We start from the raw sequence: 21379 nt of genomic DNA on the forward strand, positions 1-21379 counted from the left end.
ATTTATCCTCTCTATTTTTATTTCGAATCCATTGTTGTCCAATGCGCTTGGTGTGGAAATCCCTAGTTTTCATGTAGGATTGATTGCCTTTGGATTGCTCTACTCGCCTATTTCGGAATTGACTGGATTTGTGATGAACCATTTTTCTCGAAAATTCGAATACCAAGCAGATGATTATGCCAAAAACACCTACAAAAGCGAACCTTTAGTAAGCTCTTTAAAAAAGCTTTCAAAAAACAGCTTGAGCAATTTAACCCCGCATCCTGCGTATGTTTGGGTGCATTACTCGCATCCGACACTTTTGGAACGGGTGAGGAATTTGAGGAAATAATAACTATATCGAACAAGAAAAATGCCTGAGAAATATTAAGCGGATCTAATTAGAATCAAATTCAGCATGAGATTGTATAAGAGAATTACTTACATCAAAAGATTATTTCTTCATAGATTTAAACAAAAATCAAATTCCTCTTAGAATTTAAATCATTAACCCCATAAGTGCCACTTTCAACATTCCTTTTTTCACTTGTGACTTTAGCTACAAGGCTGAAAAGGAATAAAATATTTATAATTATCATTCCTTACCATGAAAAGAATTAATTGCATTTTGAAAATCAACTTATGTATGCTATTTTTATTTGCATCAACACCTCAACTGTTTTCACAAGCAACTTCCTTAAAAGTAATCCCAGAAGTTCAAAATTTTGTATCTAAGTCTGGAGATTTCACACTTCCAAATTCTATCCAAATTAAGGTCAATACCAGCAAAAACGACAGCCTAATGTCGATAGCAATGCAATTAAAAGAGGAATTGCAAACCATGTTTCAAATGGATGCAAGCATTTCAACTACCTCAGCAATGAAAGCAACTTCAAAAAATGAAATTCTATTAGCTTACAGCAATACTACTCTTAAAAATAATGAAGCGTATACACTAGATGTAGATACTACAACAGGTGTAACCATTTCCGGAGCTTCCAGAACAGGTGTGTTTTGGGCAACCCGTACGCTTTTACAACTTACTGAAAACCATAAAAACGAAATCCCTTCTGGATTAATAACAGACTATCCTGACTATCCAAATCGTGGATTTATGTTAGATGTTGGAAGAAAATTCTTTTCTATCGATTATTTAAGAGATTATGTAAAGATTTTGGCTTATTACAAGATGAATGAATTCCATGTTCATTTAAATGACAATGGTTTTAAATCTTATTATGATTATGACTGGTCTAAAACTTATGCGGCTTTTCGATTAGAAAGTGAAACCTATCCTGGATTGGCTGCCAAGGATGGCCATTATACAAAAGATGAGTTTCGAAACTTGCAACTTTTAGGAATGCAGCACGGTGTGAATGTGATCCCGGAAATAGATATCCCAGCCCACTCTTTAGCATTTACGCGCTATAATCCCATGTTGGAAGCTTCTACTCCTTATGCTAATGATCATTTAGCAATTCTTGATGATAAAAAACTTCCTATGATCTATGATTTCTTTAATAAACTTTTTGATGAATATATCAAAGGCGAAAACCCGGTCTTTGTTGGACCTGATGTCCACATTGGAACGGATGAATATATCAAGGAAGGTAAAGGAAGAGATGTGGACAATGTACAAGCCACAAGATTTCGTGAATTTACGAATCATTATTTAAATTATATTGCCAATTTGGGTAAAAGACCTCGACTTTGGGGTGGATTGGAATGGTTAAAGGACCAACCCTTAACCGAAGTAAAACCTGCTGGAAACGCCATTATGAATGCCTGGAGTAAAGATTGGGTAAATGCAGAAAAAATGCTCGAAGAAGGTTTTGAAATCATTTCCACACCTGATACTTGGTTGTACATTGTACCTGCTGCAGGATATTACAGAGATTTCTTGGACATCCCATGGATCTACCAAAACTACAGGCCAGAAAAAGTGAATACCATTCTCACCTTACCGGAATTTCAAAAAGGTCTTTTAGGTTCTACTTTTGCAGTGTGGAACGATATTACGGAAAATGGAATTTCTCAACTGGATGTGCATTATCGTACCATGCCTGTAATAAAAGCTTTTGGCACAAAAAACTGGAAGGTTTCACCTCAAAAAACACTGGAATCTTATGAAGTTTTAGCCCACGGATCATCTGACGGTCCTGGCATAAATTTGAGTGGCCAGTATACTCAAGAAAGTTTAAAAAGCATAGCCTCAACAGTGGGGCAATCGCCCCTTTCTTTTAATGGTAAACAAGAAATAAAATTAGGCGGCACCAATTTGGGATATACATATGACGTGTCTTTTGATATCAAACCCCAAGATAACAACACCAACAATGCAATTGTTTTCCAAAGTGACTATGCAGTCCTCACCTTAAATACGGAAGGAACTGGCAAATTAGGCTTCTCTCGTGACGGTTTTACTTATAGCTTTAATTTTGTACCTAAAAACAACGTGTGGCAAAATCTTCGGTTGGTTGGTGACTACAAAAGTGTAAAGCTTTTTGTTGATGGTGAAGAAACCGACTATTTAACAGCGTATAAAAAAACTGAAGGACTTCCAAATGGCTTCAATTTTCAACAAACATTAACCTTTCCATTAGATAAATTAGGGGCTATCAATAACGGTTTCACCGGAGAAATTAAAAACCTAAAATTAGCCTTAATCAATCCTGAAAAGCCGAAAGAAGTTAAAAAGCAATAAGGTTTCTGACCCAATCGGTTCGTATTACTCGTAAATTGAAGATTAAATCTAAGAATTGGAGATTTATAAAAAATTCAAACATATATGAAAAAAGAGGTGTTGATCATATTAGGCAGTCCAAATTCACCTTCCGGAAAACTAAGCGGTATTTCCCAAAGCAGATTAAATTATTGTGTCAATCACTATCAGCCAGGACACCTTATCCTTTGCACGGGAGGCTGGGGCGCACATTTTAACACTTCAGAACATGCACATGCCTCATTGGCAAAACAGTATTTTATTGAAAACGGAATTCCAGAAGTCGCTTTTTTAGATTTTGCTTTATCAGGAAACACCGTTGAAGATGCTGTTAAAGCTAAAGAAATCCTATCTAAATTAGAAAACATTGACTTGACAATTATTACTTCAGATTACCATATCAATAGAGTAAAACTGATTTTCAATGAAATATTAAAAAATTATTCGATGGATTTCATTGGTGTAGAAAGTAATCTGGACAAGGATGTTTATGATGCATTAGTACAACACGAAACTAAAGCAATAAACGCGATCCTTGAGAATGGACTTTATTATTAGTTAAAGATGTGTTTGGGATAGCTGGGATTGAGTTGTGATATCCACTTAGCTACATTTGGTGTTTTCAACCCAAAGCTTCTACAAGTTCTCACAACCCGCAATCCAAAGGAAAAACACTAAAAACCTTACAAATTTCAGAAGCCTTTATTTTATCGAAACCTCATCAACAAATACCCAAGCATCTCCTTTCCGAATATGCCATTCTGGTAATTGACCTCTATTTTTCGCGGTGATTTTTATGAAAGAAAGATTTTGTTTCTCGAAATAGGTTTCAATTCTTTTAATGATGGGGTTTCTGTCCTTAATTGTTTCCAAGGTTTCATTGTAAACTGTTTGATAGTCCTTTCCATCTTTTGAAATGGCAATAGTGACTTCGGTTGGCAACATCACAGACGTAGACGCTAGATGTTGAAAAAAATTCAAACCAATATATGACAAGGTCGTGGTTTCTCCTAAATCAATGATCACCTCAAAATCCTTTTGTGGAAGACCTTGCCAATTTGGATGGTCACCACGCGGATTTGCATATCTATTGTCAAATAAAGCTTGATCGCCACCACCACTGTAACTTTCATTATACGGATTGCTGTAGATTACCTTTGTTTTCTCAGTAAAATTTGTAGAGAACAGCTTTTTCAATGGAAATCCAATGGCCTGACCATTTCTAAATGTTTGTGCATATACATCGATGGGATCGGAAAAATGGATGGGTTTTGAATAGATTTCAGAAGCCGTTGACGGGGTAGAGCCGTCCAAAGTATATCGGATGTCATAGATGCCCAATTCATTATGTATTTCAAGAACATGTTTTTTTTCATTTTTGTCATACGTAACCTCATAATCGGGAGAAAGCGCACTCCAGGAAAAGTTGTAGCCCAAGGCTTTTAACCGATCAAAATGGACATCGATTTTTTTAATGAAATCTTGCTCGTTTTTCTGGCTTGGATTTGTCCAAAGGGCTTCAGAAAGTGCAGAAAGTCTTGGCAACATCATATATTCAATATGGCTCAATGATTTAATCTGTTCCGTCCAAAGATTTGCTTGACCACCAAGGATATGATGTCTTTTATCTTCTGAAATATCTTCTGGAATGGGATTGAATTGATATACCTTAAGCAGGTTATTGTATCCACCCCACGATGGTGGCTCAAACTCACCTGTGCCTTGGTTATAATCAAAATACAGAGGTGAAGCGGGCGACATGACCACATCATGGCCAGCATTGGCCGCTTCAATTCCGCCCTCAAATCCTCTCCAAGACATCACGGCCGCTCTTTCTGGTAAACCACCTTCTAAGATTTCATCCCAACCAATCAGTTTACGGTTTTTGGAATGTATAAATTTCTCCATACGCTTTACAAAATAGCTCTGCAGTTCCTCGCCACTTTGCAGATTCTCATCACGCATTCGTTTTTGACATTTCTTACAATTTAACCAGGCCTCCTTCCCTACTTCATCACCGCCAATATGTATATATTGGTATGGAAACAATTCCACCACCTCGTTAATAATATTCTGTAAAAACTCAAAGGAACCATCATTTCCGGCACAATAAACCCCAGTGTTTTCAGTATCCTCGCAAATGAATTCAGGATAACATTGTAAGGCTGCTTCCGAATGCCCTGGCATTTCAATTTCCGGAATCACATCAATATAGCGTTCGGCGGCGTAGGCCACAATTTCTTTGATATCATCTTTGGAATAATAGCCGCCGTAGACTCCACCTTCGGCGTTTTCATAAGTAGTTTCAAAATCTTCCCAAGGTTTTTTATGCTCTTTAACTTTTCGCCAAGCGCCTTTCTCGGTCAATTTAGGATATTTATCAATTTGAATTCGCCAGCCAATTCCATCTACCAAATGCCAATGAAGCTTATTCATTTTATGCATGGCCAAAATGTCAATTACTTTTTTAACCGAATCTTTTTCCAGAAAATGACGCGAAACGTCCAGCATCATGCCTCTCCAGCCAAACTCCGGACCATCTTTGATATTGACAAAACTGAGTATCGGCGTTTTTACAATGGTTTTAGGTGTCAACAATTGTTTCAAACTTTGAATGCCGTAAAAAACACCTTGATAGGAGTTGGCATTAATTATCACGCCTCCTTTGGAAACCTTTAAGTGATAATCTTCGCTTTTCGCGCCCTCTTCACTCACTATCAATTGAATAGCGTCTGACTGAGAGTATGTGGTAATCTTTAGATCCAGGTTAAAATATTCATCCAAAAAGAACTTTAGTTCATTCGCCATCCATTGGGCTTCCTTTGAATCATCACCTACAATAGAGGTGTTTTCAGTAATTAAAAAAGTCCCGTCCTCATAGTTTATAAAATTTGGTTGTGGAATGATGCCTGGTATTTCTACAGTCTCCTTTTTACAGGAGAACGTAATAAATAAAATACAAAATAAGACTGGTTTAAGAAATCTCATAATTTTGGAAGTGTGCTTTTAAGAGGGACAAGATAATTTAAATTTATAACAGATCGTGTGGTTTAATGACCTTTCAAATGTTGACTTTATCGGTAAAACAAGGTTCTTATTTCTGTTTCCCTTAAAAGTTTCCAATAAGTTTTGTACCTTAAGCAGTCCAATTAAAAAATTCAATTATGCAAAAACTATTTTTTTTATCAGTACTAATTTGTTTCTCGTCTGCCATTGGTCAAACAAAGATTCCAACGGTAGAAAGTCAAATTAAAACAGCACTTTATGCGGCTCCTGAAATGTATAAAGATGGTGCAAAAATTTTAGGATATAACCAAGAAGGTAAATTGATCACCCTCCGCGAGGGCAATAATGGTCTTGTTTGTTTAGCTGATGATCCTCACAAAGATCGTATTAGCGTGTCTTGTTACAGCGATAAATTAGAAGCCTACATGGCGAGAGGTCGCGAATTTATTGCTGAAGGAAAAACTGAAGCAGAAAAGCGCGAGTTGCGTAAAAAGGAAATCGACGCAGAAGCCTTGCTAATGCCAAAAGAACCGGCTGCCGTTTATGTGGTTACCGCCAAACAGGAAGATCTGGATTTTGAAACTGGTGAATTGAAAAACAGTAGAATTCGCTATGTGTTATACAGACCTTACATGACCGCAGAAGAAACCGGTTTGCCTACCCAACCTGGATTACCGGGCATGCCTTGGTTGATGGATGCAAACACGCATCGATCACACGTTATGATCACGCCTGCAACGGAAAATTAAGATATTCACTGGGCGGTAAAATTTAAATATGGATCTTTCACATATTTCAGCGAAATAACAACGATTTTTATTCTATAAATCTCAAATTATGAAGAATTTAATTTATCCTTTAAGTTTAGTAGCCTTTGGTATCTGTCTCTTTTTGATCATTCAATATCCATATTCTGGCAGAATGAATATGATTGCTGGCGGACTTGCCACTATCGGATTTGTACTGAATATTATAGGCTATGTTTTAGCAAAAAGAAGACAGACGGCTGTTTAATTATTTTGCCATTCTTGCTGAGTGATGGCCACGGCGGCGATATTATTTTACACACAATGGAATCAGAGTAAAAAATTAATTGACGCTGTTAAACTTGATACTTCAACTGATATTTAGGATCTGAATTTATAATAGCCACATTTTAAATAGGCGCCTTCCTTAAAAGTAACGGGATGATCGCTGTCGTGGTAGGTTTGATCTTGCGTTACAAATTGACGTCCAGAAGATTGAAGGGCGGTTTCATTGATCTCAAAAAAGTCTTCGGCCACTACGCGTGACGAACAGGAAGCCAGTACCAAAACACCTTTAGTGGATACAAGTTTAGCGCCTAATCGAGCTAATTGAGCATATTTATGTTTTGCCGTAGCCACTTCTTTTTGGCTTTTTGCGAATGACGGCGGGTCGATGACCACCACATCATAGGTATTTCCGTCTTCAATTAATTGTTCAAGAATTAAAAACGCATCGCCAGCCAAGGTGTAATGATTGTCCATAAAACCATTTAAAGCAGCGTTTGATGTTGCCAATTCCAAAGCTTGTTTACTAATATCAACACTGGTCACTTCTTTTGCCCCACCAGCCAAAGCATGGACTGAAAATCCGCCAGCATAAGAAAAAACATCCAGAACCGTTTTGTTTTTGGCCAATAAACCGACTCTCTTTCGGTTTTCGCGATGGTCTAAAAAATAACCTGTTTTATGGCCTTTGATGACATTGGCGGTAAACAAAACACCGTGTTCTACGAATTCTACTTCTTGGTTTTCCAAGGTTCCGTATAAAATCATGCCATCCTCTAAATCGAAATGATTCTGTGATTGAAGATTTCGGCTAAGACGCAAAACCACAGTTTGACATCCCGAAACCTCAATTAGTAACTCTAAAATAGCTTTTAAATACGGAAACCAGATGGCTGAATACAATTTCACAACCATTACCTCTGCATACACATCTGCAATGAATCCTGGAAATCCATCATTTTCACCAAACAATAAGCGGTAACTATTGGTGTTTGTTTCCAACAATGGTTTTCTTAGACCGAATGCTTCGTCGATTTTTTCTGAGAAAAACTGCCTATCAATATTTTTACCGCTATAGTAATGCAGCATTTTTATTTGAATGGGCGATTCCGGATCATACAGGCCTACGCCATACACATCATTGGATTTCTGTCGGAATAAAATCGCGATATCTCCTGCGTTTCCAGGTTTGTTGATCTTCTCAATATTTTTCGAGAATATCCAGGGATGGGCAATTTGCATGACCAACTTTTCAGCTGCAGGATTTAATTTGACCGCTAATCGTTGTACTTGAATATTCGGAAGGGTATAGTGAAACATATTTATGGGAAAAACATACAAATTTAGCCTTTTAAGCATGATTTCATCCAATGCAGATAGTATTATTTAAACTGTCCTTTAATAGATTGTTCCCCCATAGTATTAAAACGGCAAGCTAATCGACTGCGGATCCACAAAATCCTTGGTATATGGATTTTCAAGAAAACTTAACCTAGGTCTTTGAGGAGGAAGGATATGATCTTTTTCAATGCCGTAAACCTGCCAGTAATTGGAGAGCAATTGGGCATAAACATCTTCATCCCAAAACCCGAACTGCGGTGGTTTTGCCGATTCGTCAATTTCTATAGTAATACCATCCTCTCGATTATCAATTTTGTATTGAGGTGAATATTGCAAGATATAATCTGTGTAATGAAACCTCGCGTACAACTCTTCAAACTGGACTGGATGTAATACGTGATCTTTCATCTTTTCAAGCACTTCTTTTTGATTCTCTTTGATGACTCCATTATCTTGTAGGCAGGCAATAAATCCGAAGCCATTCACTCCAAAAGAAAACATTAAATTAATGGTATCATCGCGATAGCTGAAAATATCCGCAGAATATTTAAGAGGAAAGACAACAATGCTCCATGGTTTTTTTCCAATGAACGTGATCGGTTCTATTATAGATTGAAGCATGAGATGAAATTCGCTAAACCGCTTTCTGAGCAACGGCGATAATTGGAACTCCTCCCCTTTCTTTAGCAACACATCCCTTTCATAACACATTTCATAATATAAAAGACCATAAACCATTCTCCCTGTCCATTGAAAAAGCAATTCTTGATCGAGCGCTGCCATGCCTTCATAACCATTTTTATAAGCCTCTTGAATTTTCACATCCAGGTGGTCAAAAGCTTTTTTTACTTCAGGAGAACACGGCAATTTAAGATCCTCATAATGGTAAGATTTCGCTTTGTCCATCATCTCTACTTTTTCATCGCCAAATTTAAAATGAGCCATCAGCCACTCAGGGAAAACGGTCATTTTCTCGTTGGTTAAGACTCCAGAAAGAAAGCAAAAATGTTCGTCGAAAATTAAATCCTGAAAAGGGTTATAAAGCATTTGAGGCATAAATAGTCTGAAAATTAAGGTTTTTAAAGTCTGGCAAAGTTAGCCATAAACTATCGTTTCCATAATAGAATTCGGATGAAATTCTTTAAAAAGTAAAGCAAATCTAAAAATTTGAAAAACTATATTTAAGATAAAAATGGTATGTTTTAAAGGATTGATTAATTTTACATGGAATAAATACGGAACTTTTCTGATGAGCACTTGGCTCTTCAAAGCTCCCTTTTTTAAAGCAACCAATTTCAAAAACACATGAGCTTTCACACCATAATCTCAGAATTTAGAACAAAGCTTGCGAGTTCAGAAACCCAGGCTAAAATTACACCTACTGATCTGGACCAGTTTTATAATAAACTGAACAATCTTAACTTTCTTTTCTTTAAAACCTATTATAAAAAATACATAGATAATCTTAATCGGTTGAGACCCGATCCGAAAGATAAAAATCCTGATTGGACACTTTTAAAAGTCGCAATAGCCGAAAATGCCTATAAACCCACCAAGCCATTCGCTATATTTATACATCGCTTAAAGTACGACTACGCACTGACCTCAAAGCCTTTTGTAGCCTATCAAAAAAAGCAAAATCTAAAGAAACTTAATGCACCGGTAAAAGTTGTTAAAGAAGAGGTCAAGCCAAAAGCTGAAAAGGAATGGATACGGGTACCAATTCCACGAAGCCGACCACGACCTGACAACAATTAAATACAAGGGTTCATACTTCCAAAACCGGCAGGAAGTTTACAAAATATTGACTTGAAATCCCTATGGCGTCTTTTCACTAAGATATTTCCAATACCTTTTTGGAACGTGCTGAATATGAAGTTTGGTATTCTTTCTTGCTACTATATTGGTGGATTGAAAATAATTCTGCCAAAGGGTTTGAAATTCGATCTCCGAAGGGGTAAAATACTCACTGGCAGTTTGGGTAGGATCAAAGGTTTCCGGCAAAGTCAAATTCATCACTTCTACCTTCTGTAAATCATAATACAAGCCATATTGACGTTTCAAATCATAAATAATCCATTTTTGGTCGGCATAGCGGCTTTTAAAATGGTTGGAAATCAAAGGCAAAACGTCAAAATCAGGTTCTATGTTCGCGAAATAAATATCATCCTTAGTCAATTTAAATCGGACAAAAGCTTCCATTCTATGCTTCTCCCTTCCGACACTCTTCGCGATTTGGGATATTTTAAGAACAGTTCCATTCCCATAATTTAAATCAAGTGGGCTGGCACTTTTTAATGCCTGTTGAATGTAGTTTAGCAAAAGGGATTCGATTTGAACCTGTTCACTTAAGAAGGCGTAATACAGTTGTAAACTTCCTCTTGCTGTCAACTTTCTTTTAATTCCTTTCCAAACCCGATCAGCCTTTTTTAAATCCGTAAAGATTTCTGTGCTTTCCCCAAATAAAGACTCCTGTCCCTGGTTTTTTCTTTGAAAAGAAACCTGCTTTAATTTTAATTCGTACACTTGAAAGACACAGGTAAGAAAACCATCAAATGTAGTATCGTAAACTAAGGTATGTTCTTGCGGGATTTCCATGTTATTCAAACAAATTCAACTGTGGACTCAAAATCTTATGATATTTACTCGTCGTGTTTTGTAAAATAATAGACTTTAATTGCGGTCCGGTCAAATCGCGTCTTTCATAATCTCTGGAATCACAGACCAAGAAATACTTAGCTCTATTCAAAGCAACTCCCATAAGCTTAAGATGCTCCCAATTCAATTTCCTAAACTGTCGGGCCTGTACTATTTTATGGACAGATTTCATTCCTAAACCAGGAATCCGTGCTAGCATCATCTTGTCCGCTTTATTGACATCTATAGGAAAATGTTCCAAATTTCTTAATGCCCAACCTAATTTGGGGTCCACATCCAAATCGAGATTTTGATGTTCATTGTTCAAAATTTCATGGACTTCAAAGCCATAAAACCGCATGAGCCAATCGGTTTGATACAATCTGTTTTCGCGCAACATGGGAACGTCTGTACCAATTTGAGGCAATCGCGAATCGAAACTGATTGGAATATAACCTGAATAGTATACGCGCTTCAAATTGAACTTCTTATAGAAATAATTGGACGTCCACATGATTTGCTGATCACTTTCACCACTGGCACCAATAATCATTTGTGTACTTTGTCCAGCAGGCGCATATTTGGGAGTACTCTTGATGATTCTCTTTTCTGATTGATATTGGATGATTTCATTTTGAACTTTTCGCATCGGCTTTAAAAAATCCTCCCGGTTTTTTTCTGGCGCCAACAATTTTAAACCCTCTTTTGTGGGAATCTCTATATTAACACTCAACCGATCAGCATATAATCCTGCCTCTTTCATCAATTCATCAGAAGCTCCGGGAATGGATTTAAGATGAATATAGCCGTTGAAATTCTCTTCCAATCTCAATTTCTTAGCCACCGCTACCAAACGTTCCATAGTATAATCGGCACTTTTAAAAATCCCAGAACTTAAAAACAAACCTTCAATGTAATTTCGACGATAAAAATTGATGGTTAAATCCACAACTTCCTGAACCTTAAAAGCCGCCCGTTTAATATCATTACTTTTTCGAGTCACACAATAGGCACAATCAAAAATACAATGGTTGGTCAGTAAAATCTTCAATAACGACACACAGCGACCATCTTCTGTATAGGAATGGCAAATACCCATGCCCGTGGCATCACCAATTCCCTTATTAGTATTGGTGCGGTTACTTCCACTTGAGGAACAGGAAACATCGTATTTAGCGGCATCCGCCAAGATTTTTAATTTTTCTTGAGTACGTTCAAAAGACATGAAAATCCATTTAGGACTATTAGAATTAACATCAAAATTAGTTTTTTTTGTCGGCATTCATTGTCCTTAAACCCTCAAAATCTAACTTAAAACCCTATATATTTATTCGTTTAATGACCGTTATTTTCCACTCAAAAAATCTTGAGCTTTCATTTCAATTTTCACAATCAATCCGGTGTAATCACTGAAGCCAAGCGTTTAAAGTTTTTTACTTTAAATCTTTGCATGAATATTCTGAAGCACAAAAACCTTTGACAGTTCATTGCCTTTTTTTGCTTACCTAAAGAAAAATTATCATCAATCACATTTAAGAGTCGTTCTTCGCCACTAACACCTTATCTCTCAAGTCTAAAATCATCATATACATTTAAATATATTTTATTACGTTCAGGACGGAACCAATGGTATAGTGTCAAAAGAATTTCGATGGTTAACATGGATTATAAAGAATTCAGGAAATTCTTAAGAAATGGCTATCTACATTTCCTAGTTCAGGTCTTAAAATACTTTAGAATCTAGGTTATTGGTTGGTTATTATAATTTTACCAATCCTTTTCTTTAAAGAGTGACAATGCTCCAAATGGCAGCACAAATCCTATCCTTCTCCCAACGTGTTCATAGAAGATTGGGACAATTTCCCCTCAAAAAACATTGCTCATTTCTTTTCTTTGTATTACATTTAGTTTATGACAGAAGTTGATATAGAAAAGGAAAATGCTGCTATTGCAAAAGCCTACAAAGAGTTACTTAAGGTAAGTTACCAAACCCTTACCGTTGCTGATAAAAAACTGATAAGACAAGCTTTTGATATGGCTGTTGATGCTCATAAAAATCAACGCCGAAAATCAGGCGAAGCTTATATCTTTCACCCTATTGCAGTGGCAAAAATTGTAGCTCAGGAAATTGGGCTTGATGCCACGTGTATTGCTGCGGCGTTACTACATGATGTTGTTGAGGACAATCCAGATTACACCCTTGCAGATATTGAAGCGAAATTTGGCAAAACCGTAGCTCGAATTGTAGACGGCCTGACCAAAATCTCATCCTTGAGTAAAGAAGCAGATGTTTCTACACAAGCAGAGAACTTCAGAAAGATGCTGTTGACGCTCAACGATGATGTACGGGTGATCATCATAAAAATTGCGGACCGTCTCCACAACATGCAGACCATGGATTCCATGCGTCCTGACAAACAGGAAAAAATAGCATCGGAGACCTTATACATATATGCACCACTGGCACACCGTATTGGACTTTATAATATTAAAAGTGATCTCGAAGATTTAGGTTTAAAATATACCGAACCTGAAGTTTATCATGAGATTCACAATAAAATTAAAGAAAGTAAAGAAGAGCAAGATGCCTATATCAAAGCGTTTTCCAAGGTAATCGAAGATTCTTTAGACAAGGAAGGCTTAAGTTATGACATCAAAGGGCGTCCAAAATCCATCTATTCCATCCGCAGAAAAATGCTCAAACAAGGCGTTTCCTTTGATGAAGTCTATGATAAATTTGCGGTAAGGATTATTTATAAATCGGATTTTGCCAATGAAAAATTTCTCGCATGGAAAATCTATTCCATTGTAACGGACCATTTCATTCCGAACCCAATCCGATTGCGGGATTGGATTTCTTCGCCTAAATCTACAGGATACGAAGCTTTGCACATTACGGTGATGGGTCCAAAAGGACGTTGGGTGGAAGTGCAGATTAGGAGTGAGCGCATGAATGAGATTGCCGAAAAAGGTTATGCAGCACACTACAAATATAAGGAAGGCCATGCTGAAGATGCGTTGGACACTTGGATTGATAAGCTTCAGGAAGCTTTGGAAAGCAATGAAACCAATGCAGTCGATTTTGTTGAGCAGTTTAAGCTCAATCTCTATTCTAAGGAAATTTATGTGTTTTCTCCAAAAGGCGATTTAAAATCTCTGCCAAAAGGCGCAACACCACTTGATTTTGCGTTTAGCATCCATACTGAAATTGGCATGAAAACCAGAGGTGCCAAAGTCAATGGGAAATTAGTGCCGCTAAGTCATGAGTTACAAAGTGGAGACCAAGTAGAAATACTGACTTCAGAAAACATTAAACCAAACAGTAACTGGCTGGATTATGCCACTACCGCAAGGGCAAGAAGCAAGATCAAATCGTCATTAAAGGATGAAAAGAAAGAAGTTGCCGTAGAGGGCAAGGAAATTTTAAGGCGAAAATTAAAACAACTGAAGATTAATTTAGATGAGAAATCCATCAATGAAATGGTGGTCTTCTTCAAACTCAAAACTAGTTTGGATTTATTTTACAGAGTGGGAATTGGATCCATTGATAACCCTATGCTTAAAGACTTTGCTTCGTCTAGAAGTAATGCTTTCATGAGTTATATCAAAAGCAAGATCCGTAAACCAACGGTCGTTCAAAACATTGATAAAGATGAAATTACTGCCAATTATGACAGTTTAGTGTTTGGTAAGGAGGAAGAAAAGCTGGATTATAAACTTTCTGCCTGCTGCAACCCGATTCCGGGGGATGACGTTTTTGGGTTTCTGACGATTAATGAAGGGATTAAAGTCCATAAAAAAAACTGTCCAAATGCTTTAAGCCTGCAATCCAACTACGCCTACAGAATCATGCAGGCCAAATGGATTGACTCATCACAGCAGGAATTTGCAGCACAAATAACCTTGTCCGGAATTGACAATTTAGGCTTGGTAAATAACATTACCAAAGTCATTTCTTCCAATATGCACGTGAATATGAAAAGCATTAGTTTTCAAAGTGATGACGGCGTTTTTTCGGGCAAAATCAATGTGATCGTCAAGAATAATACCATGCTTAAAAAGCTCATGGAGAATCTAAAAAAAATTAACGGGATTGATAAGGTTATAAGAGTTTAAAAGGTGTAAATTTGCCCCCGAAGTTTCGGCATGAATTATGAGTCAAAATACAAAACATAGCAACCAAGAAATAGTTAAAAATGTATTCACCACATTTCTGGAAGGCAAAGGGCACAGAAAAACACCTGAGCGCTATGCCATACTACAAGAAATTTATGATAATGAAGAGCATTTTGACATAGAATCACTCTATATCAAAATGAAAAACAAAAATTATCGGGTGAGCCGTGCCACACTTTACAACACCATAGAATTGCTTTTGGAATGTGCATTGGTACGTAAACATCAGTTTGGGCAAAATCAGGCACACTATGAAAAGTCTTATTTTGATAAGCAACATGATCATGTCATCTTAACGGACACTGGAGAAGTTTACGAATTTTGCGATCCGAGAATCCAGTCCATCAAAAAAACGATTGAAGAGGTTTTTGATATCTCTATCACCAACCACTCACTATACTTTTACGGAACAAAAAACGAACCACCTAAAGAATCTTAAAAATGGCAGTAGACTTACTACTAGGATTACAATGGGGTGACGAAGGCAAAGGAAAAATTGTCGATGTACTCACCTCAAAATACAATATTATTGCGCGCTTTCAAGGAGGCCCAAATGCTGGGCATACTTTGGTTTTCAATGGCAAAAAACATGTACTGCATACCATTCCGTCAGGAATATTTCATGAAGATACTGTCAATTTAGTAGGCAACGGTGTGGTGATTGATCCGGTTATTTTCAACAGAGAGTTGGACAAACTTGAAGAGCAAAATGTTGACTATAGAAAATCTTTGTTGATTTCACGCAAGGCCCATATTATATTACCAACACATCGTTTGCTTGATGCTGCAAGTGAAGCTTCCAAAGGCAAGGCCAAAATTGGCTCAACACTTAAAGGCATTGGCCCTACTTACATGGATAAAACTGGTAGAAACGGCATGCGGGTGGGCGACCTTGAATTGTCTGACTGGAAAGATAAATATCGAGCTTTGGCCGATAAGCATCAAGCCATGATTGCATTTTATAATGTAGATGTGCAATACAATCTACAGGAAATGGAACAAGAATTTTTCAAATCCATTGAAGTATTGAAAAGTTTGACTTTTATTGATTCTGAAGAATACTTACATCAAGCACAAAAGGAAGGAAAAACAATTTTGGCCGAAGGCGCTCAAGGATCTTTATTGGACATTGATTTTGGCACCTATCCATTTGTAACCTCTTCCAATACAACCGCTGCTGGCGCATGCACCGGCTTAGGAATTCCACCAAACCAAATTGGTGAGGTCTTTGGTATTTTTAAGGCCTATACAACCAGGGTAGGTTCAGGACCTTTCCCAACCGAATTATTTGATGAAATTGGCGAGACTATGGGTCGTGTGGGCAATGAGTTTGGCGCCACCACAGGCCGTTCACGTCGTTGTGGTTGGCTAGACCTTGTAGCGCTACGTTATGCATGTCAAGTGAATGGCGTGACCAAATTGATTATGATGAAAGGTGATGTGCTATCCGGATTTGAAACCTTAAAGGTTTGTACCGCCTATAATTACAAAGGTGACATCATTCACCATTTCCCTTATAATATTGAAGCGGAAAATGTCACCCCAATCTATACTGATTTTAAGGGCTGGAATGAAGATTTGACCAAAATGACAGATGCTTCAGACATGCCACAGGCTTTGTTGGAATATATTGAGTTTTTAGAAAAAGAACTTGAAATCCCAATTACCATTGTTTCTGTTGGACCAGACAGAAAACAAACGATTGTACGATAAGTTTTAGACACAAACCTGCCCGTTCTTTCGAGCAGGTTTCTCTAATTTTACGAATCAATACGTTCTTGAACCCATAAAAATGGTCGCCATAATTAAACCACCACATCCTTGAAATTTGCTTTACAATGACTTACACGTCATATTCATGTGCTTAAATTAATGTTAATGCAACATAATGCTTAAAATAAAGAGTTACTTTTGAAAATCATTTGTCACACATTGAGAGCATTACCCATCTTTACTGCTTTATTCTTAAGCTTAAGTTTTTCGGCAGTATCACAAACTGAAAAACTTAAGAAAATCCGTGTTGAGTATTCAGGGTTTGTGGATTCTGACAGCCTTCGTGGTCCAGGCGTTTCCGTATTTACAAGAGATAACACCCAGCAAGTCCACTTCACCCATGAGGGTATCAACCTGTGGTGTGACCAAGCCGTATATTACGAGAAAGAAGACTTTATTGAAGCCTACAGCAATGTTGTCATGAAACAAGGCGATACCATTACCATGAGCGCCAAGTATTCCGAATATAGCGGAAAAACCCAATTGGCCTTTGCTAGTGGCGATGTGGTATTGACAGAGCCACAATCGGTTTTGACTACGGACAAACTACATTTTGACCGCATCAAACAGCAAGCATTCTACCAAACTAAAGGGAAGGTAGTAAGAGACACGTCAGGCACTATTACCAGCCAGATTGGTCGCTATTACATGGACAGCAAAAAATATCAATTTGTCCAGGATGTTGTTTTGGTCAATCCCCAATATACTTTAAACACAGAGCATCTCGACTTTTATACTGAAACAGGCCATGCTTATCTATATGGTCCCACTACAATTGTAGGCGAATCCAATACCATTTATGCCGAACGTGGTTTTTATGACACCAATAATGATACAGGGTATTTCGTCAAAAATTCAAAGATTAATTATGAAAATCGTGTGTTTGAAGGCGATAGCATGTATTTTGACAGAAAAATCAGTTTTGCCTCTGCCACCAATAACATTACAGTCACAGACACCATCAACAACAGCGTAGCCCGCGGTCATTATGCCGAAATATGGCGTGCTAAAGATTCCGTTTTTATCACCAAACGTGCTTTGGCAATTACCGTTCAGGAAAAAGATTCCATTTACATGCATAGTGACATTTTAATGGTGACGGGAAAACCAGAACATCGCATCACCAGAGCTTACTATAACGCCAAAATATTCAAAAGTGATTTAAGTGGAAAAGCAGATTCCATTCACGCCGACCATAAATCTGGATTGACACAGCTTATTAATTTGGACCGCTTCTCCTCTACCGAGGCTTTCACTGTTAAACGCAGACCCATTCTATGGAATTTGGGCAATCAAATGACTGGCGATACCATTCATCTAATTTCAAATCCTAAAACCGAGCAATTGGATTCACTTTTGGTATTTGAGAATGCTTTTTTGATCAGTAAAGACACTCTTGATGCCGGATATAATCAAATAAAGGGACAACGTTTGATCGGGTTATTTAAGGACAATGATCTTTATAACGTGGATATCATTAAAAATGCTGAAGTAATCAACTATTCAAGAGATGACAATCAGGATTTAATCGGGATTAATAAATCAAAGTCCGGAAAAATCAATCTTAAAATTGAAGACGAATTTAAAATCATCACCCTACTCGATCAAGTAGATGGTGATATTTATCCAGAATCGCAATTTCCGGAAAACGCCAAAAAGCTACGAGGATTTGATTGGCGTGAAGAAGAACGTCCAAAGAGCGTCGATGATTTATTTAAAGACGACCCACCTTTGGTCCTTCCAATAATTAAAGGTTTAGACGATTATATCCCTCAAGAAGAATTTTTTGATGATGCTTTATTACAACGCGTGGAAGATGCCAGACCCAAAGATGCTCAAAAAAATGACGAACAGAAAGCGTCACGCACCATCCCCAAAGAAGTTATTAAAAAAGCAGATTCATCCAAAGTAAATACCTTGCAAAAACCCAGGAAAAAAGACAATTGAAATGACGAGCGATTTTTTAGAATACCAAGCCCAGACAACACCACATCCTTTAGCCATGGAAGTTTCACATGCTGAAGGTTGTTATGTTTATGACACCAATAACAAGGCCTATCTTGATTTTGTTGCAGGCGTTTCGGCGTGCAGTTTAGGACATCGTCACCCAAAAGTGGTTAAAGCAATCAAAGATCAAGTGGACAAATACATGCACGTTATGGTTTATGGCGAATATATCCAACAACCAGCGGTAGAACTCGCCAAATTATTGGCAAAACATCTTCCAAAATCTTTAGAATGCACCTACCTTGTCAATTCAGGTACTGAGGCTATTGAAGGTGCTTTGAAATTGGCTCGACGTGCCACGGGGAGAAGTCAGATTATTGCGGCCCATCATGCGTACCACGGCAATACCATGGGTTCTATGAGCGTAATGGGTTACGAAGAACGCAAACAAGCCTTCAGACCTTTAATTCCAGACGTGGATTTTATCGCTTTTAATAATAAAGAACACTTAAATCAGATTACCCCTAAAACAGCTGCTGTAATCTTGGAGACCATCCAAGGTGGAGCAGGTTTTATTGAACCTCATGACAACTACTTGACCAAAGTGAGAACCCGTTGTGACGAGGTGGGCGCTTTGTTGATCTTAGATGAAATTCAACCAGGCATTGGACGAACCGGAAAATTATTTGGCTTTGAACATTACAATTGTGTACCTGATATTTTGGTGACCGGAAAAGGACTTGGCGGCGGCATGCCAATTGGTGCGTTTACATCATCAAAATCCATGATGCATACCCTGCAGGACTTTCCTAAATTAGGACATATTACCACATTTGGTGGGCATCCGGTTATTGCTGCTGCCGCTTTGGCAACGGTCAAAGAAATTACGGAGAGCGATTTAATGGCAAAAGCTCTTGAAAAAGAGCAGCTTTTCAGAAAACATTTAGTGCATCCATTAATTACCGAAATAAGAGGGCGCGGATTAATGTTGGCAGCAATGACACCTTCGGCAGAAACAGCAAATCAATTGATTTTAAAGGCTCAAAATAGAGGTTTAATTCTGTTTTGGTTGCTTTTTGAACCTAAAGCAATTCGATTAACACCGCCTTTAACCATAACAAATGCTGAAATCATTGAGGGTTGTCAGGTAATCACCTCAATTTTAGATGAAATTCCATTTTAATTGATTAAGTTTGCAGGCATCATAACTTACTGTTAACCAACAAACAACCCAAACTAATGACGATGTCACGTTGGCAATGTTAACTAATTTGTTGAAAACATTCGCCTTAAAAATCCCTTTTCTCTCAGGATAGCGTTACATTTATTTGAACGAACAATACAAAGTGCTTATGGAGTTTAGTCAACATGACGACGACGATAATTATTCTCTGACCAAATTTGAATCCATGTTAAAAACAAACAATGTGTTGTTTTTTGATTCAAGTGAGTTTGAAAATATCATTCAATTCTATTTTGAGAATGGCAGGATTGCACTCGCAAAAAAAGCTGTCAAATTAGGATTGGAACAGCATCCGTCATCAATAACCCTAAGACTTTTTCAAGTCGAAATTTATATCCTGGAAGACAAACTGCCACAAGCGGAAAAACTTTTGGATGCGCTCCATATTTTAGAGCCATCCAACGAAGAAATCTATATTCAAAAAGCAAGTGTTTTATCGAAACGTGACGAACACCAAAAGGCTATAGACACCTTGAAAATTGCTTTAAAGCTAATAGATTCAGATGAAGACGAAGCCGATTTACATGCTTTGATTGGCATGGAATATCTGTTTATGGATCAATTTGAAAATGCCAAAAACTATTTCATCAAATGTTTGGAGCTGGATATGGAAGATTATTCTGCGCTCTATAATATCATTTATTGTTTTGAGTTTTTAGATCTGCACGATGAGGCCATCGACTTCTTAAACCGTTATTTGGATAAGAATCCTTATTGTGAAGTGGCTTGGCATCAATTAGGAAAACAATATTTCTCTTTAAAAGAGTATAAAAAGTCTCTGGCAGCATTCGAATTCGCCATTATTTCGGACGATACTTTTGTTGGCGCCTATCTTGAAAAAGGGAAAGTCTTGGAAAAGATGAAAAAATATAACGAGGCCATTGAAAATTACAACATGACCTTAGCCCTTGACGAACCGACATCTTTTGCCTTACTGAGGATTGGAAATTGTTATGAAAAGCTGGACTCCGATGATTTAGCCGTTCAGTATTACTTCAAAACCGTTCATGAGGATCCTTTGTTGGACAAAGGTTGGATTGCCATTACCAGATTATATAACAAAAAGAAAGACTACAATAAAGCGCTTTATTACATCAACAAAGCCATTAATATTGATGGTGATAACGTCAAGTATTGGAAACTATACGCGCAAATAAATCACCGTCTTAACTTCATAGAAGAAGCAGAACGCGGCTATAAAAAAGCTTTGGATCTTGGCAATTACGAATTGGATACTTGGCTTGCCAGAGCCGATGTTCTCATTAAATTAGGGGAATATGACGCTTCCGCACTCAACCTTATCCAAGCTGCAGAATTTTATCCCGAAACCGCAGAGATTGAATACCGATTGGCAGGTATCTATTTCACACTTTTCGAAAATGAAAAAGCCCAATACCATCTCAAAAACGGATGGCTTCTCAATCCAGAATTTTCTTTTATTTTAGAGGAATTGTTCCCATTGATAGCGAATCATCAAATGGTGCTCAACATTATTTCCAATTCCAAAAAAACCTCCAAGTAAAA

General features: G+C 37.5%; 17 protein-coding genes. 12 read left to right on the plus strand and 5 right to left on the minus strand.

Features of this window, described 5'->3' with window-relative positions; genetic code table 11:
• The 3 genes from VLZ86_RS02285 to VLZ86_RS02295 all read left to right on the plus strand — a co-directional run.
• Positions 1 to 331, plus strand: a 331-nt coding sequence (locus VLZ86_RS02285) for a M48 family metalloprotease (RefSeq protein WP_325448305.1), incomplete at its 5' end; no start/stop codon positions are given.
• A gap of 294 nt (positions 332 to 625) precedes the next feature.
• Positions 626 to 2683, plus strand: a complete 2058-nt coding sequence (locus VLZ86_RS02290; protein ID WP_325448308.1) for a glycoside hydrolase family 20 protein — start codon at positions 626 to 628, stop codon at positions 2681 to 2683.
• Positions 2684 to 2767: 84 nt separating this feature from the next.
• Positions 2768 to 3259, plus strand: a complete 492-nt coding sequence (locus VLZ86_RS02295) for a YdcF family protein (RefSeq protein WP_325448310.1) — start codon at positions 2768 to 2770, stop codon at positions 3257 to 3259.
• Positions 3260 to 3403: 144 nt separating this feature from the next.
• On the opposite strand, the gene VLZ86_RS02300 is transcribed toward VLZ86_RS02295, so the two are convergent.
• Positions 3404 to 5689, minus strand: a complete 2286-nt coding sequence (locus VLZ86_RS02300; protein ID WP_325448312.1) for a glycoside hydrolase family 20 protein — start codon at positions 5687 to 5689, stop codon at positions 3404 to 3406.
• Positions 5690 to 5865: 176 nt separating this feature from the next.
• Here VLZ86_RS02300 and VLZ86_RS02305 point away from each other — a divergent pair, with 176 nt between their 5' ends.
• Both VLZ86_RS02305 and VLZ86_RS02310 read left to right on the plus strand, forming a co-directional pair.
• On the plus strand, positions 5866 to 6456 hold the full coding sequence (locus VLZ86_RS02305) for a hypothetical protein (protein WP_325448314.1): 591 nt from the start codon (positions 5866 to 5868) through the stop codon (positions 6454 to 6456).
• Positions 6457 to 6544: 88 nt separating this feature from the next.
• Positions 6545 to 6721 carry a hypothetical protein gene (locus VLZ86_RS02310; RefSeq protein WP_325448316.1) on the plus strand — a complete coding sequence of 59 codons (177 nt, stop codon included), beginning with the start codon at positions 6545 to 6547 and terminating at the stop codon, positions 6719 to 6721.
• A 113-nt stretch (positions 6722 to 6834) separates the two neighbouring features.
• Here VLZ86_RS02310 and VLZ86_RS02315 read toward each other — a convergent pair whose 3' ends face one another.
• On the minus strand, positions 6835 to 8058 hold the full coding sequence (locus tag VLZ86_RS02315) for a class I SAM-dependent rRNA methyltransferase (protein WP_325448318.1): 1224 nt from the start codon (positions 8056 to 8058) through the stop codon (positions 6835 to 6837).
• Between the two features lie 102 nt (positions 8059 to 8160).
• On the minus strand, positions 8161 to 9048 hold the full coding sequence (locus VLZ86_RS02320; protein WP_325448320.1) for a hypothetical protein: 888 nt from the start codon (positions 9046 to 9048) through the stop codon (positions 8161 to 8163).
• A gap of 336 nt (positions 9049 to 9384) precedes the next feature.
• Between VLZ86_RS02320 and VLZ86_RS02325 the strand changes: the two genes are divergently transcribed.
• Positions 9385 to 9837: a hypothetical protein gene (locus tag VLZ86_RS02325; protein ID WP_325448322.1), complete on the plus strand. Its 453-nt coding sequence runs from the start codon at positions 9385 to 9387 to the stop codon at positions 9835 to 9837.
• A gap of 60 nt (positions 9838 to 9897) precedes the next feature.
• Here VLZ86_RS02325 and VLZ86_RS02330 read toward each other — a convergent pair whose 3' ends face one another.
• Positions 9898 to 10677: a TIGR03915 family putative DNA repair protein gene (locus VLZ86_RS02330; RefSeq protein WP_325448324.1), complete on the minus strand. Its 780-nt coding sequence runs from the start codon at positions 10675 to 10677 to the stop codon at positions 9898 to 9900.
• Between the two features lies 1 nt (position 10678).
• On the minus strand, positions 10679 to 11941 hold the full coding sequence (locus tag VLZ86_RS02335) for a putative DNA modification/repair radical SAM protein (RefSeq protein ID WP_325448370.1): 1263 nt from the start codon (positions 11939 to 11941) through the stop codon (positions 10679 to 10681).
• Positions 11942 to 12627: 686 nt separating this feature from the next.
• Here VLZ86_RS02335 and VLZ86_RS02340 point away from each other — a divergent pair.
• From VLZ86_RS02340 to VLZ86_RS02365, 6 genes are all read left to right on the plus strand, one after another.
• Positions 12628 to 14832: a RelA/SpoT family protein gene (locus VLZ86_RS02340; RefSeq protein ID WP_325448326.1), complete on the plus strand. Its 2205-nt coding sequence runs from the start codon at positions 12628 to 12630 to the stop codon at positions 14830 to 14832.
• A 37-nt stretch (positions 14833 to 14869) separates the two neighbouring features.
• Positions 14870 to 15331 carry a Fur family transcriptional regulator gene (locus VLZ86_RS02345; RefSeq protein ID WP_129016767.1) on the plus strand — a complete coding sequence of 154 codons (462 nt, stop codon included), beginning with the start codon at positions 14870 to 14872 and terminating at the stop codon, positions 15329 to 15331.
• 2 nt (positions 15332 to 15333) lie between these two features.
• A complete protein-coding gene (locus VLZ86_RS02350) occupies positions 15334 to 16605 on the plus strand; it encodes an adenylosuccinate synthase (RefSeq protein WP_325448329.1) in 1272 nt (423 codons plus the stop codon).
• 198 nt (positions 16606 to 16803) lie between these two features.
• Positions 16804 to 18612, plus strand: coding sequence for an OstA-like protein (locus VLZ86_RS02355; RefSeq protein ID WP_325448331.1), 1809 nt, complete (start codon positions 16804 to 16806; stop codon positions 18610 to 18612).
• A gap of 1 nt (position 18613) precedes the next feature.
• A complete protein-coding gene (locus tag VLZ86_RS02360) occupies positions 18614 to 19795 on the plus strand; it encodes an aspartate aminotransferase family protein (protein ID WP_325448333.1) in 1182 nt (393 codons plus the stop codon).
• A gap of 169 nt (positions 19796 to 19964) precedes the next feature.
• Complete coding sequence (locus VLZ86_RS02365; protein ID WP_325448335.1) at positions 19965 to 21377, plus strand: tetratricopeptide repeat protein; 1413 nt, start codon at positions 19965 to 19967, stop codon at positions 21375 to 21377.
• Positions 21378 to 21379: the final 2 nt, after the last annotated feature.

The sequence above is a fragment of the Gelidibacter sp. genome (genome assembly GCF_035515035.1).
Lineage (GTDB): Bacteria > Bacteroidota > Bacteroidia > Flavobacteriales > Flavobacteriaceae > Gelidibacter.